Annotated in this window: 12 protein-coding genes and 1 pseudogene; 6 read left to right on the top strand and 7 right to left on the bottom strand. The window is 33.5% G+C overall.

Annotation, left to right across the window (positions count from 1 at the left end; genetic code table 11):
- The first annotated feature begins 94 nt into the window (after window positions 1-94).
- Window positions 95-868 (top strand): DUF4097 family beta strand repeat-containing protein, encoded by a 774-nt coding sequence (locus ACOQFO_RS02400; RefSeq protein ID WP_421688121.1) that lies wholly within the window; start codon window positions 95-97, stop codon window positions 866-868.
- Between the two features lie 192 nt (window positions 869-1,060).
- The gene (locus ACOQFO_RS02395) at window positions 1,061-3,439 is read left to right on the top strand and encodes a polyprenyl synthetase family protein (protein WP_421688120.1); all 2,379 of its coding nucleotides are present in this window, start codon (window positions 1,061-1,063) and stop codon (window positions 3,437-3,439) included.
- Window positions 3,440-3,482: 43 nt separating this feature from the next.
- Here the strand turns inward: ACOQFO_RS02395 and ACOQFO_RS02390 are convergent, their stop codons facing one another.
- The 5 genes from ACOQFO_RS02390 to ACOQFO_RS02370 form a co-directional block, all read right to left on the bottom strand.
- A complete protein-coding gene (locus ACOQFO_RS02390; protein ID WP_421688119.1) occupies window positions 3,483-4,394 on the bottom strand; it encodes a DMT family transporter in 912 nt (303 codons plus the stop codon).
- A 133-nt stretch (window positions 4,395-4,527) separates the two neighbouring features.
- A complete protein-coding gene (locus tag ACOQFO_RS02385) occupies window positions 4,528-5,097 on the bottom strand; it encodes a manganese catalase family protein (RefSeq protein WP_421688118.1) in 570 nt (189 codons plus the stop codon).
- 75 nt (window positions 5,098-5,172) lie between these two features.
- Window positions 5,173-5,436 (bottom strand): spore coat protein CotJB, encoded by a 264-nt coding sequence (locus ACOQFO_RS02380; RefSeq protein ID WP_421688117.1) that lies wholly within the window; start codon window positions 5,434-5,436, stop codon window positions 5,173-5,175.
- Window positions 5,433-5,663 (bottom strand): spore coat associated protein CotJA, encoded by a 231-nt coding sequence (locus ACOQFO_RS02375; protein ID WP_421688116.1) that lies wholly within the window; start codon window positions 5,661-5,663, stop codon window positions 5,433-5,435. Before ACOQFO_RS02375 ends, ACOQFO_RS02380 begins: the two co-directional genes overlap by 4 nt.
- Before the next feature lie 371 nt (window positions 5,664-6,034).
- The gene (locus ACOQFO_RS02370; protein WP_421688115.1) at window positions 6,035-6,688 is read right to left on the bottom strand and encodes a carboxymuconolactone decarboxylase family protein; all 654 of its coding nucleotides are present in this window, start codon (window positions 6,686-6,688) and stop codon (window positions 6,035-6,037) included.
- 263 nt (window positions 6,689-6,951) lie between these two features.
- On the opposite strand from ACOQFO_RS02370, the gene ACOQFO_RS02365 reads away from it, so the two are divergent.
- The 4 genes and pseudogenes from ACOQFO_RS02365 to ACOQFO_RS02350 form a co-directional block, all read left to right on the top strand.
- Entirely contained in the window at window positions 6,952-8,847 is a 1,896-nt protein-coding gene (locus tag ACOQFO_RS02365; RefSeq protein WP_421688171.1) for a PrkA family serine protein kinase, read from the top strand.
- 239 nt (window positions 8,848-9,086) lie between these two features.
- Window positions 9,087-9,341 (top strand): hypothetical protein, encoded by a 255-nt coding sequence (locus ACOQFO_RS02360; protein WP_421688114.1) that lies wholly within the window; start codon window positions 9,087-9,089, stop codon window positions 9,339-9,341.
- A 297-nt stretch (window positions 9,342-9,638) separates the two neighbouring features.
- Window positions 9,639-10,796, top strand: coding sequence for a sporulation protein YhbH (yhbH, locus tag ACOQFO_RS02355; RefSeq protein ID WP_421688113.1), 1,158 nt, complete (start codon window positions 9,639-9,641; stop codon window positions 10,794-10,796).
- Between the two features lie 56 nt (window positions 10,797-10,852).
- Window positions 10,853-11,638: pseudogene (locus tag ACOQFO_RS02350) on the top strand (SpoVR family protein); the annotation flags it as partial.
- A 690-nt stretch (window positions 11,639-12,328) separates the two neighbouring features.
- Here the strand turns inward: ACOQFO_RS02350 and ACOQFO_RS02345 are convergent.
- Both ACOQFO_RS02345 and ACOQFO_RS02340 read right to left on the bottom strand, forming a co-directional pair.
- Complete coding sequence (locus ACOQFO_RS02345; protein ID WP_421688112.1) at window positions 12,329-12,859, bottom strand: SMI1/KNR4 family protein; 531 nt, start codon at window positions 12,857-12,859, stop codon at window positions 12,329-12,331.
- 19 nt (window positions 12,860-12,878) lie between these two features.
- Entirely contained in the window at window positions 12,879-13,844 is a 966-nt protein-coding gene (locus tag ACOQFO_RS02340) for a hypothetical protein (RefSeq protein WP_421688111.1), read from the bottom strand.
- Between the last annotated feature and the right edge of the window lie 594 nt (window positions 13,845-14,438).

The raw sequence follows: 14,438 nt of genomic DNA, 5'->3' as shown, positions 1-14,438 counted from the left end.
ACTTAGAAGAAGTTACTTATTTGGGTCATGTTGCTTTCATTAGCTTTTCTTTATCATATAGATATCGAGCAGAAGAGAAAGGGCGAAATAAATCATGAAGAAATCGTATATTATTATTTTACTTGTCATTCTAATAGGAATTAGTTTATCTAGTGTTATAACAGGATTCTTTACAGCGGGAGGGAAAGAAAAGGTAGCACTTGAAACAGAACGATTTGATCATATAGAGATTGATACAAATAATGCTGATATTAACTTACAAATAACTGATGGCGAGGCATTTGTAGAACTAGTAAATAAAGAAAAATATCGACTAAATGTAGATATTGAGGGGAATACACTTGATATTGAAGTTGAGAAACCTTGGTTTGGCTGGTTTGCATTTGACTTTTCTTTTAAAACCCCTACATTAAACGTTTACCTACCAAAAGATATGTATGAATCGATTCAAGCTAAAACGAATAATGGTAAGGTTGACGTGAATGATGTTGAAACAAAAGAACTTAAGATGAAAACAAACAATGGGAAAATTATTGTAAAAGATGTTAAGAGTTCATTGATTAACCTTAAATCCAATAACGGGGAAATCATTCTAGAAAATAGTACAGGGAAAATCATAGGTGAAACGAGTAACGGAAATGTACGTATTACAAAAAATGAACTATATGAACCAATTAGCCTTGAAACACATAATGGGAATGTAACAATTCTAACAGATCACGAACCAACGAATGTGACATATCAATTGAAAACGCATAATGGTAATATCGAAGTATTTGGATCAGAACATTTCGACACAGTGGTTGGAAATGGAAAAAATTTAATCCAACTCGAAACACATAATGGAAATATAAACATAAAAAAGTAATAATAGTAAATGAGGCTTAATCGGTTTAGCTGGTTAAGCCCTTTATTTATCTATATTAAGTTTAATTTAAGATTGGCACTTCATTAATTGAAGTTTCACTTATGCGTATTAAAATGTTTTAAATAATAATATATATTAAAGTACAGTGTCTTAGTTCGGAAGGTTTACAGTATATATGTAAAGGTGAGTTTAATGAATAATGATTTATACGTAATTGATACAAATAGAGTTACTTTAGAAGAAGAACAAAAGGCATTGCGCTATTTCACTTTATTAAATAACCAAATTCAAAAACAATCCTATATCCATTCTTTAACTGAAGATATACGGTTATGGAAAAAGAATCATGTTCATTTTCGGACTGCAATACTCTCATTTTTACGAGGTAAGAAGGACCCACGGCAGAGCCTAAATTACCATCAATATATTAATTGGTTAGAATACAAAGGAAAATTGAGAAGTTATTTAGAACGAAGTGTTGCTTATATTTTTTTACGAGATTTAGGTAGAACTTTAGATTCTATTGAAACACAAAAACGAATCGATGAAATAGTTACAAACTTAATCGAACAGATGAAAAAACCTCATCAAACAAAAAATGATGAATTTGCTGAGTTGTTTAGTTTCAAAGGTATGTATCGTAAAGCTCAAAAAGAAAAAGTAGAAACGACGATGATTTGGTTGTTTGAAAAACTACAAAAGGTGACGAAAAACCTTCCAGAAGAGATGGACGCTCTAAATGCAAGAAGAAAACTCATTAAGATCATTGCTGGTGTTATGCTTCATATGAATGAAGAGATGGATCAGTCTTATACAGAAGATGAACGTTCACGAAAATTTGAGGAAGCTATTCGATTAGGCTATTCATATGGGTTAACATATCCATTTATAGATGATTTACTAGATTCAAATGTTTTAGATCCTGATGAAAAAAAGAGATATTCAAATTTAATAAGAGAAACATTAATCACAGGCGTTGTTCCCGATTTTGGAGAATGGAACGGGAAAAATAAAGAGCTCATGAACTATATTCATGCCGAATTAAAAGAGGCATTTCTATATATGAGAAACTACCAGCAGGAACAAATTAAATTCTACGAGCAATCCTATGTGTTCTTTCATTCACAAGAGGTAGATCGTAATAAGGATCTATCCAATTCCCAATATACCAATGAAGAAATCTATGTTCCTGTCATATTAAAATCCTCATCCTCAAGATTAATTGCTCGAACAATGACCAATGTAAAAGAAGACGAAGGGTTTGAAGAGAGAACCTTTTTATATGGAATTTACAATCAACTAGCAGATGATTTCGCTGATATGTTTCAAGATGAGAATGATGGAGCTGTTACGCCTTATACTTACTATTTAAAATATCATCAAACAAGGAAGGATTTAGTTAATCCTTTTGAAATGTATTGGACGGTCATTGCGAACTTAATTCATAATGTTTATCGATCTGACGAAAAAACACGAGAAGTACTATTGGATAGAGCGATAAATGGATTGAAGCGTTTTAAAGAGAAGAACGGAATAGAGACATATGAAATGGTCATGAACCTTTTTGCCTTAAAGAATAGTCATCTACAAAAATTAATTGAGAAAATGGTTAATAGAGCAGATGATGTTGATTTTTATGACAAGCTTTTAAGAGATCAAATGTTAAATTCCTTTAATAAGGAGAAGGAAGAACAAGAAGAATTCTCTGATACAATTAAAGAGATTGAAGAAAAAATAAATGCCCAGTTAAAAATTGATTCTTCTAGTTTTCATGTCAAAGAATCTGTAATAGATGCGGCTAACTATAGTCTTGATAGTGGTGGAAAACGACTTCGCCCAATCATGACTTGGTTTATGGGAGTTAAAGTTTATGGTTTAGATGAATTTAATCTTTTCCCACTTCTAAGATCATTAGAATATATGCATACTGCTTCATTGATTTTTGATGACTTACCATCACAAGATAATGCTTCAACTCGGAGAGGGCATCCAACCGTACACCAAATTTTTAATGTAGCGACTGCTGAACTTGCTGGACTTTTTTTAACTCAAAAAGCATTTGAAGAGCAAGCTTCGTTGGAGAATTTTGACCCGAAATCTGTAGTGAAGCTTATACAATATACTGCGAGAATGACTGCTGAAATGTGTCAAGGTCAAGCGATGGATTTAGAGTCAAAAGGTAGGACGCTCTCATTAAAAGAGTTAAATACGATTAGTTTTTATAAAACAGGTTTAGGATTTGAGGCTAGTCTAATCATGCCTGCTATTTTAGCCCAAGCAACTGAACAGGAAATAGATTATTTAAAAGTGTTCTCTAGACACGCCGGAATTGCTTTTCAGATTAAAGATGATTTGTTAGATGTGGAAGGAGACTCTACATTACTCGGTAAAAAAGTTGGGATTGATGTAGATAATAACAATTCAACATTTGTATCTATTTTAGGGATAGATGGAGCCAAAAAAGCAATGTGGGATCACTATTGCGATGCAATCGAATCATTAGAAAATATTCCGCGAAACACAACTTATCTAAAACAAATCTTGAATTATATAGTATACCGTGAAAAATAAATTAAAAATCCTTCCCAATGCTGTGAACATTAGGAAGGATTTTTTACTTTGTAGTGGATTCGAGTGTTCTTTGTTCAATAATTGACTGACGTTTTCCAAAATAATTAACAATAATAACTCCTGTAATAGCGATGATCCCCCCTGAAATAGACATCATGGAAGGTAATTCACTAATCCAAATCCAAGCAACTACTATTGCAATAACGGGCTCAAGATAAAGTACACTTGAAACAGAACTAGCTGCTGATAGTGACAATGCAATAGCCCAAGTTAAATAGGCAACAGCTGTAGGGAATATTCCTATATAAATTGTCGTCATATTCACCTCAAGAGATGCGTTTTGGATTGTCGTTAGTAACCCAGGCGCAAAGACGAAAAACGGAATCGTTCCAGCCCATGTAAAGTAAGCAGTTAATTCAATAGCTGTATATTTTGTAAATAATGGCTTTTGAAAAACGAAAAATAAAGAGGTCGCAATAGCGGCTAATATGATAAATACCACTCCTGGTGAAATACCAAAGGAATCTCCTGAACCGATTGAGATGATGACAATACCTAAAAGACCAAATGCTAGCCCAAACCAACCTACTTTTCCTAATTTCTCTTTCAAGAACCACATAGCAAAAAGTGTAGTAAATATTGGACCAGATCCTATTAATAAACCTGCAGTTCCTGCACTAACTGTAACTTGACCGAAAGTAGCACAAATATGATAACCACTTATTCCTAGTACTCCTAATAGGAATATTTTTAACAAATCCTCTTTAGCAGGTAATCTGAATTTAACCCTTGGAATCATCGCAATAATGATGAAGATAATAGATGCTAAGATAAATCGTACTAGTATTAAATGTCCAGGTGAATATCCTCCATTTAAACTAACGCTATTTGCTGCAAATGTTGATCCCCATATAAGAACGGTAATAAGTGCTAGTATTAATGCTTTTGAATTCATGTTCTACACCAATCTTTCTAGCTTGTTTATAAACTATATCTCCTTATGGTAGATATTGAGTTTACAAGAATATAATCTTTGTCATTCTAACATAAAAAATCCCCTTGCTAATGCGAGGGGAGAAATTTATTTCTTAGAATATTTTCTTCTTACCTTGTTCGTCTTTTAATATTTCAACTGCTTCTCTAAATCTTAAAGAATGGATCACTTCACGCTCACGTAGGAACTTCAAACCATCATTTAAATCTGGATCATCGGATAAATCTATAATCCATTGATACGTTGCACGTGCTTTTTCCTCAGCAGCAATATCTTCATACAGGTCTGCAATAGGGTCACCTTTAGCTTGAATATATGCTGCAGTCCATGGAACACCAGATGCATTATGATAGAATAGCGCATTGTCATGTATTGAATAATGATCGCCTAAACCAGCCGCTTTCATCATTTCTGGAGTAGCATCTTTCGTTAATTTATATATCATAGTGGCAATCATTTCCAAATGCGAGAATTCTTCCATCGCAATATCATTTAATAGACCAATTACTTTATCAGGAATTGAATAACGCTGATTCATATAACGGAGAGCTGCTGCAAGTTCACCATCTGCTCCACCATACTGTTCAATTAAAAACTTTGCTAGCATTGGGTTACATTGACTTACTCTAACCGGATATTGGAGCTTCTTTTCGTAATAAAACATTACCTATTCACTCCCCTCACTTTCTCCAAATAAGCCTTTCACTTCAGTTATCATCTAACAATCATGTTAAACAATCTAAACTTGCCATGGCCATGGCGAGTCATCTACATCCCATGGATAATTTGAATAACTCTTTCCAAAATTCATCAAAGGTCCAAATTGCTTTTCAAATTCAATTTTTAGAAGCATGGAATGATGGGAAGCTTCGTTAAATTGTTTTATTGCTTCCATATCATGTGGGTGAGTATTGAGATAGAGGCTTAACTCAACGATTACAAAATCAATGGCTTGGATTTCTTCTAAAAGCTTGTAATACTCAGGTGGTAATTGCTTCTTCACGGTTTTTCCACCCCTTTATTAGGATCTGGGTAAGGGCTATATAGTTGTGGCCAAAGTGTACCGTGCATTAATGCTTGTTTAGGAGATTGGAATTGCGGTAGTCCAGGTGGCTGGAAGTTCATATATAAGTTTGGAGGTGTTGAATAACTTTTTACACGTATTGGTTTACATGGATCAAAAGGGCCGACGAAAGGGCGCCAATATTTAAACTGAGAATGAGAATGCATGATATCCTCCTTTCAATTGCATTACCATGTCAAATATATGAAGGGGTGCGTTCGAATATTCATTATTTTCATCGAAAAATGACGAATTTTAAAGATTGGATTACCAATTGAATAATTCATTTGCAAAAGGTGAAAATAAATGAAGCATATATAGACGGAGGAATCATTGTGGATTTTTTTCATGGCCAAGAATCGTTAACTGCTATCCAATGGGCATTAAGGGTGGTAGTTGGCTTTTTCTTTTTATTTATTGTAAAACAAAAAACTTAATATATTTCTTTCAAAATAAAGATGGGCTACAACTCTTTTGGCATGTGATTTAATTACTATAATCAAAGAATGTAGCCCATTATTTTTTTATTAATAGTGCTCTAACTATTATAGCTTTCAATCATCTGAATCATATGAGCATACGCTCCACCAGCACATAATGCAGAGGATACTAAAATTGCTTCAGCAAGTTCCTCATTGGTTGCTCCTTTTTCGAGAGCTTTTTTAGAATGTACATCAATACAGTAAGGACATTGGGTAGCAGTTGCAACGGCAACAGCAATGATTTCTTTAAACTTAGCTGAAAGTCGACCTTCTTTCATGGCAACATGGCTAAAGTTTGAATATCCCTTAAATCCATCTGGAGCATATTTATTTAGTTCTTTTAGATAGTTTAAATTAGACCGAGCATACAATTCATCAGGAGCATCTGCATTGTTAGCATTGTGAACATGTGTGCTATGAGTTACAACACCACCTGCTTCTATTGCCATTGTGACAAAAACAGCCTCTGCTAATTCTTCAAGCGTTGCCCCAGCTACTTTTGCTTTTTTCGTATGAGTTTCAATACAATACGGACATTCCGTAACATGTGCAATAGCAACAGCAATAATTTCCTTTTCCTTTTTAGAAAGTGCACCGTCTTTTAATACGGCAACATCGAATTGTTGGAAAGCTTTCAGTTGTTCAGGAGCTAATTCTTTTAATTGGAATATGTTTTTTGCTTTACTTTTGTCATAGTAATTTTCTGACATAATGATCACTCCTTTAGTTGTTTGTATGGTTTTAGTGCATAATTTACCTATATTATATAAGTTTATTGCCCCGGATAATAATTTACTGCTTTTCCACTTATGTCAAGCAAATAAAAAATATAGATAGAATTGGTGAAATATGCCGTGAAATATACAATTGGTGAAAATTAACAATCGGTAATTCGAATTTGACTTGGAATCATAATCCCTCGAACTTCATAGTATGTTTAATAAACCATGCCATGAAGAATGGAGGTAAGACTATCGACATCTTAAACAAGGTAAGGAAATACCGTGAAGATGAGGACAGGTTGAAGTGGGAAGGTACTTTTGCGGAATATTTAAGACTTGTTAAAGAAAGACCAGAAATTGCTCAAACAGCTCATTCCCGTGTTTACAATATGATAAGAACAGCAGGTGTAGAAGAAATTGAAGGACAAAAATCATATAACTTTTTCAATAGAGAAATGTATGGTCTTGAAACAGCATTAGAACGATTAGTTGAAGAATATTTCCATCCAGCCGCAAGAAGACTAGATGTAAGGAAAAGAATTTTGCTTCTAATGGGTCCAGTAAGTGGTGGTAAATCGACGATTGTAACGATGTTAAAACGAGGTCTTGAACAATTTTCTAGAACAGATGAAGGTGCTGTTTATGCCATTAAAGGCTGTCCGATGCATGAAGATCCATTACACCTCATTCCGCATCATTTAAGAGATGAATTTTATGAGGAATACGGTATCCGTATCGAAGGAAGTTTATCACCATTAAACACGATGCGTCTGGAACAAGAGTATGGTGGTCGAATTGAAGATGTGTTAGTTGAACGTATTTTCTTCTCAGAAGATAGACGAGTTGGTATTGGAACATTTACACCTTCAGATCCTAAATCACAGGATATTGCGGATTTAACTGGAAGCATTGACTTCTCTACAATTGCAGAATATGGATCTGAATCCGATCCACGTGCATATCGATTTGATGGAGAGCTAAATAAGGCAAACCGAGGCATGATGGAATTCCAGGAAATGTTGAAATTAGATGAGAAGTTCTTATGGCATTTATTATCCTTAACGCAGGAAGGTAATTTTAAAGCTGGTCGTTTTGCGTTAATCTCTGCAGATGAGCTTATCGTCGCACATACGAATGAAACAGAGTACCGCAGCTTTATCGCTAATAAAAAGAACGAAGCGCTTCATTCACGTATTATCGTTATTCCGATTCCTTATAACTTGAAGGTGAGTGAGGAAGAACGAATTTATCAAAAAATGATTCGTGAAAGTGATATGGCACATGTTCATATTGCCCCACACGCTTTAAGAGCAGCAGCTATTTTCTCAGTATTAACTAGACTTGAAATTCCGAAGAAACAGGGTATCGATTTACTGAAGAAAATGCGTTTATATGATGGAGAAAATGTTGAAGGCTTCAATGATGTCGATGTAGCAGAGTTGAAGAAAGAATTCCCTAACGAAGGTATGCATGGTATTGATCCAAGGTATATCATCAATAGAATTTCATCTGCTATCATTCGTAAGGAAGTGCCATCCATCAATGCGTTAGATGTTCTGCGCTCATTAAAAGAAGGTCTCGATCAACATCCATCGATTTCTCAAGAGGATCGAGAGAAATATATAAACTATATAGCTGTAGCAAGACGTGAATACGATGAAATTGCGAAAAATGAAGTACAAAAAGCATTTGTTTACTCCTATGAAGAATCTGCGAAACATCTAATGAATAATTACTTAGATAATGTAGAGGCGTTTTGTAATAAAAATAAACTTCGTGATCAGTTAACGGGCGAGGAAATGAATCCAGATGAAAAACTAATGCGCTCCATTGAAGAGCAAATTGGAGTTTCTGAAAATGCGAAGAAAGCATTCCGTGAGGAAATCCTTATTCGCTTATCGGCCTATGCTAGAAAAGGACAACGTTTTGACTACAATTCTCATGAGAGATTACGAGAAGCAATACAGAAAAAGCTATTTGCAGATCTAAAAGATATCGTCAAAATTACAACTTCATCTAAAACACCTGATGAATCACAGCTTAAGAAGATTAATGAAGTTGTTGCAACACTTGTTGATGAATATGGTTACAACACAACAAGTGCGAATGAATTGTTACGATATGTTGGAAGTCTTTTAAACAGATAAAAAGAATTAGTACGGTGTATGAATAAAAAGAGAGTGCCCTATTGTTGGGGTACTCTCTTAATTGTATATTTACTTGAAACCTTGCAATAAGTTTCAGGAAATTCTAAAAACCAGAAGCTCTCCCTTCATTTATTTATGGTATAATTAGGAAATGATGCGACGTAAAATTGAAAGTAAGAGCGATCTTCTAAAGTTGATGACATATAAGTAGAACCGAATTTTATAAAGGGATGATTAAGGTGAACTTATGGTTAAGCATTCTAATCCTATTTATATGGGTGTTTGTACATTCTGCAATAAGAAGAGCTTACTATTGGAAAAGTAGTATTGTAAGTTTAATAGTTTATACAACATTTGTATTTTACTTTTATAATGAATTTCCATTCCCAGTCATGTTTGTTATGTTAATCATTTTCTTTGTGCTAATGACATTATCTTCGTATCTTCAAAGAGTTAAGTATGCTTCCTCAAATGAAAAAGTGGAAAAGTTATAACTGTTTCTTGATTAAGAATCAGGATACTTATTTCCATATACAGAACCTAAAACCTATCCCACTACTTATCTATAAAAAACTAATTGCAAAAAAATATTAAAAAGAGCATCTAATTGATTAATAAAAAAATCTAGGACACTCTTTTTAATTTTTTTCAAATTCAGTGAAATATGTCAGAAAATTCTCATATTATAAGAAAAGTGCTTTTCCTCTTTGAATATTCACCAAGAATTTGCACTTTTTGACGAGTTGTCCACAAGTTGATGAAAATTAAAAATATAGATGGGTGAGGATAATATGAGCGAAGATCAAAAAAACTTTGTTATCTCCAAGGAAAACTGGTCCCTCCATCGCAAAGGGCATCAGGATCAACAACGTCATATGGAGAAGGTTAGGGAAGCTATAAAAAATAACTTGCCGGATATTGTCAGTGAAGAAAGTATTATCATGTCGAATGGTAAAGAAGTCATTAAAGTACCAATTCGTTCTTTAGATGAATACAAAATTCGCTATAATTACGACAAATCAAAACATGTTGGTCAAGGAAGAGGAGACAGTAAAGTAGGGGACGTCATTGCCCGTGAACGAGGAACGGCTGAAAAGGGTCCTGGTAAAGGAAGTAAACCAGGTGATTCCCCAGGTGACGATTACTATGAAGCTGAAGTAAGTTTAGAAGAAGTACAAAGTTTATTATTCAATGAGCTGGAGCTTCCAAACTTACAACAAAAGGAAAAAGAAAATATAACAATTGAAAAAATTGAATTTAATGATATTCGTAAAAAAGGTCTTATGGGGAACATCGATAAAAAGAGAACGATCTTAACTGCCATTAAACGAAATGCCATGAAAGGCGAAGCAAAAATAGCCCCAATTGCCAACGATGATCTTAGATTTAAAACTTGGGATGAGGTCATTAAACCAGAATCCAAGGCTGTAGTATTAGCGATGATGGATACAAGTGGCTCAATGGGAACATTTGAGAAGTATTGTGCAAGAAGCTTTTTCTTCTGGATGACACGTTTCTTAAGGACTAAATATGAATATGTAGATATTGAATTTATCGCCCATCATACAGAGGCAAAAGTTGTAACAGAGGAAGAATTTTTCACTAAAGGGGAAAGTGGAGGTACAGCCTGCTCCTCAGCATATGCAAAGGCACTTGAATTAGTGAACGCAAAATATAATCCTAAGCGTTTCAATATTTATCCTGTACATTTTTCAGATGGTGATAATTTCTCAACGGATAATGAAAAATGTTTGAAGTTAGTAAAAGAATTAATGGAAGTATCGAGCATGTTTGGATATGGGGAAGTCAATGCACATAATCGTTACTCAACGTTAATGAGTGTCTATCGTAAAATTGATGACCCGAAATTCAGATACTATATATTAAAACAAAAAAATGATGTATACGAAGCGCTAAAAAGATTTTTCCAAAAACCAGTTGAGGCTTAATATAGCCTTGCAAATTAAACGTTCCCAATATATCGGAGGATGGAGGGATTCATTTTATGGAAAAACAGCTTCATAAAGCGATTGATGAAATAACCGAGATTGCCGTTGGGTTTGGGTTAGATTTCTTTCCAATGCGCTATGAAATTTGCCCGGCAGATGTAATTTATACAATTGGTGCTTATGGTATGCCAACCCGTTTTACTCATTGGAGCTTCGGTAAACAATTTCATAAAATGAAGCTTCAATACGATTTTGGTTTAAGCCAAATTTACGAACTGGTTATTAATTCAAATCCTTGTTACGCATTTTTACTTGATACAAACACACTAACGCAAAACAAATTAATTATTGCCCATGTATTAGCCCATTGTGATTTCTTCAAAAATAATGTGCGTTTTTCCAATACAAGAAGAGATATGGTTGAAAGTATGACATCCACGGCTGAACGCATAGCACAATATGAAATTTTATATGGAAAAGATGAAGTGGAGCAATTTTTAGATGCAGTACTGGCAATCCAAGAGCATATTGATCCATCACTACTAAGACCGAAGCTCATGTACAGTGACTTCGAAGAAGAGGAGGAAATAATCTTAAAACCAAAAACTCCTTATGATGATCTGTGGAATATTGATCAGCCAAACAGTGAAGATCATTTTACTCGCCAAAGAAAGAAGAAGTTCCCACCAAGACCTGAGAAGGATTTGTTATTATTTATCGAAGAATATAGTCGTGAGTTAGAAGAATGGCAACGTGATATATTAACAATGATGCGTGAAGAGATGTTATACTTCTGGCCACAACTAGAAACGAAGGTTATGAATGAAGGCTGGGCTTCCTATCGTAAAGATGTTCTCAATTTTTAATGAATCCCAAATTGCTGTCTATACCTCTTATAATCCTGCGCAGGATATTAAGGATGACTGTGTAGAGGTTAAGTCACTATCCCATATTAAAACGAAAGATTATTTATACTTTTGTTCCAGGGATTCGAATTCTCTCCGCATAATTCAGGTTAGTGTGATAAATACGAATCAAGTCTAGAAACAATACAAGCAATACATATATATGAATTAGCTTATTATCTAGTTAAATTGAAAATGCGCAAGGGCCAAAAGATGAAAGCGATATACAAATATATCTACCATCCTATCTCCTTGAAGGTCAAAGAAATTGATAGTGATTATAGAATCTGGGAAAGATATTTGATAAAAAACAGCGAGTAGTGTGTAGAGTTATTAAAGGCAAGATGTAATTGAGGTTTGAAAATAAATAGATTGAAAAATTAAAGATGAAGAACCTCTTGAAACTTATGATATATGTTATCTCTTGAACAAAGGACATAAAAAGATGACCATGGCAGCATACCGAAGTCATCTCTTCACCGTATTCATTATGGCATAATTTTTATTAAACTGTCTATATAATATGGTGCACTTCAAATTTGAGGAAGTGTGCTTTTTGCGTATAAACATTCATGCTGAATTAATTGTTCTTACTGCAAAAGTAATTTTGCGAGTCAGTTATATTTTCTAGGAGTTATAGAAGTTTTTTGCTGAATAGATTGGCCAATCCCAAAAATTAGATCCTTGAGAGGTAATATATCTGTCTATAAAAAGCTCTACATTTAAATTAAGTGACCTAGACTCCAAAAAGCTACTAATAAACAAATAATTGGGAGAGTTATCTTTAATACTATCTACATTTATTGTAACGTAATTCTCAGACACGTATCCTATTGGTAGAAATGGTAGTCGAATATTAACTGAATGTTGTTTTATCTCATTTAATGAAAATAACTCAAGTCCACCACCTATGTTTGTTTCACCTATCATTATTTGGAATAATTTTGTTCCATTACAAAATTTTAAAAATAGTCTGTAATCTTCTGGTAATTTTATATTCTTTTCTTTCTCAAATTGTAATATTTCATCCTCATAGGCAGGTGAGTTAAAAAAGCATATAGATTCATTAATAACTCCTTTTTCCCCATAAATTACAATTTTATTGTTAGGATCTAAACGATTTTTAAGTGTTTTTAAAGATTCCGTTATAAAGTGCAAATTACTCCCCCCGTCAAATTTAGTAAGCAGACCACCATGGGTTTATAGTTTGTTGATGTACAGTTCTCGGTACTGGGAATAAATTCGAAAACTGGTTTGTACCTCCGTATTCTCTAGGAATTACATGGTGAATATCATAAGCTGCCCAATCCCAAGAAGGACTTCCATAGGAACCTATATAAGCAGAAATATAACTTCCTCTTAGAGTATTATCCCAAGGTACTCTTGATTCTAATGGTACAACAGACATATTAGCTTGAGTTGGGCGAGGCATATAAGTCCTCGCATGAGAATTGTAAACGGTTGGATATATACTGGCTTTCTTATTTGTTAAAACTGGATCGGATTGATTAGAAGTCGATTTTGTACCTATGCCTGCATAGCCTGTAACCCCAGTGCCTTTAGTTATCCAAAAGTTAGAAGATGTTACTTTATAATCAATAGAATGTGATTTTCCGACATAAATATTGCTGCCTGTCCATTCAACATCAAATCCAGTAACCTTTGAATAACTACCTTCTAAAGTCTTGCTACTGTACAAGTGGTTACCAGTTAATATTATAGTTGGTGTACTACCAATAATGCTTTTAATAGTAGATTTTAAATTAATGTTGTTTGTAACGCTATTATATGTTGTAACTCTATCTATTTCTACATAACTAGTAATTGAAGAGGGAGTGGCTGAATTTTGAGTAAAATTAGATTCCTTTTGTGCTTTAGATTCGGAATAATTGATATTATTTTCATTTAATTCATCATAAGATGCTTGTGCTTTTTCTCGAATATCCTCAAAAGTTTCTGTTGCAATTTGTTTAGTATAGTTATTACTAATCTCTAGATAGATAGTTTCGGTAATAGTCTCTATCTCGGGACTATAAACATCAACGTTATCATTTTCTTCCGCTTGAACTTTAAGATTCAAACCAGTTATTGAAATTAAAATTAAAGTTATGAATAAAAATATTTTTGAAATAACTCTAAACATCCTTTAAACACTCCCTCCATTCAAGAATATTTGTGATACATTTACATATTAAGTTAATGGCACTAAATATTTCTAGTGTTATATATACTATTTTACATTTTAATTCCAGTTACAAATATACTAGTTTGTATATTATTCACAATACAGTAATGTTAAGATAACTATTAATCATTATTTATATTAAAAGAGGAGTAATTCTCAAGTAAGGTTTAATAAATATGACCTAGATAAATAGAGAAAAATTAATTTCAGAAAGACTAATGCAGAAGTAAAGTTTGTTCCAATTAAGATGACCGATATAACTCAACAAGAATTGATAAGGACTTTTGAAAAATTGAAATTTAAAAAAGACGATAATTTAAGAGGATACGGCTCTTATGATTATTGGTTGAGAATGACTTTGAACAGAGGTTATGTAATGTATCTGGATTTTAATAAAAATGGATAGCAGTTTATGATAATAAATAACTCAACTTTCGCAGAGTGAAATCGGTAAATAAGCCTTGATATAATTAGGTAGGCCTGAGATCCACTGCTCCAGTTGACTTTGTATTAACTTTTTGATTTTCTTATTTGTTTGTTCAAGCGCATCTT

The organism is Ureibacillus sp. MALMAid1270 (assembly GCF_049202975.1).
Classification (GTDB): domain Bacteria; phylum Bacillota; class Bacilli; order Bacillales_A; family Planococcaceae; genus Ureibacillus.
The sequence above is the reverse complement of the archived record's forward strand: the minus strand, read 5'-3'. Positions and strand labels throughout refer to the sequence as shown.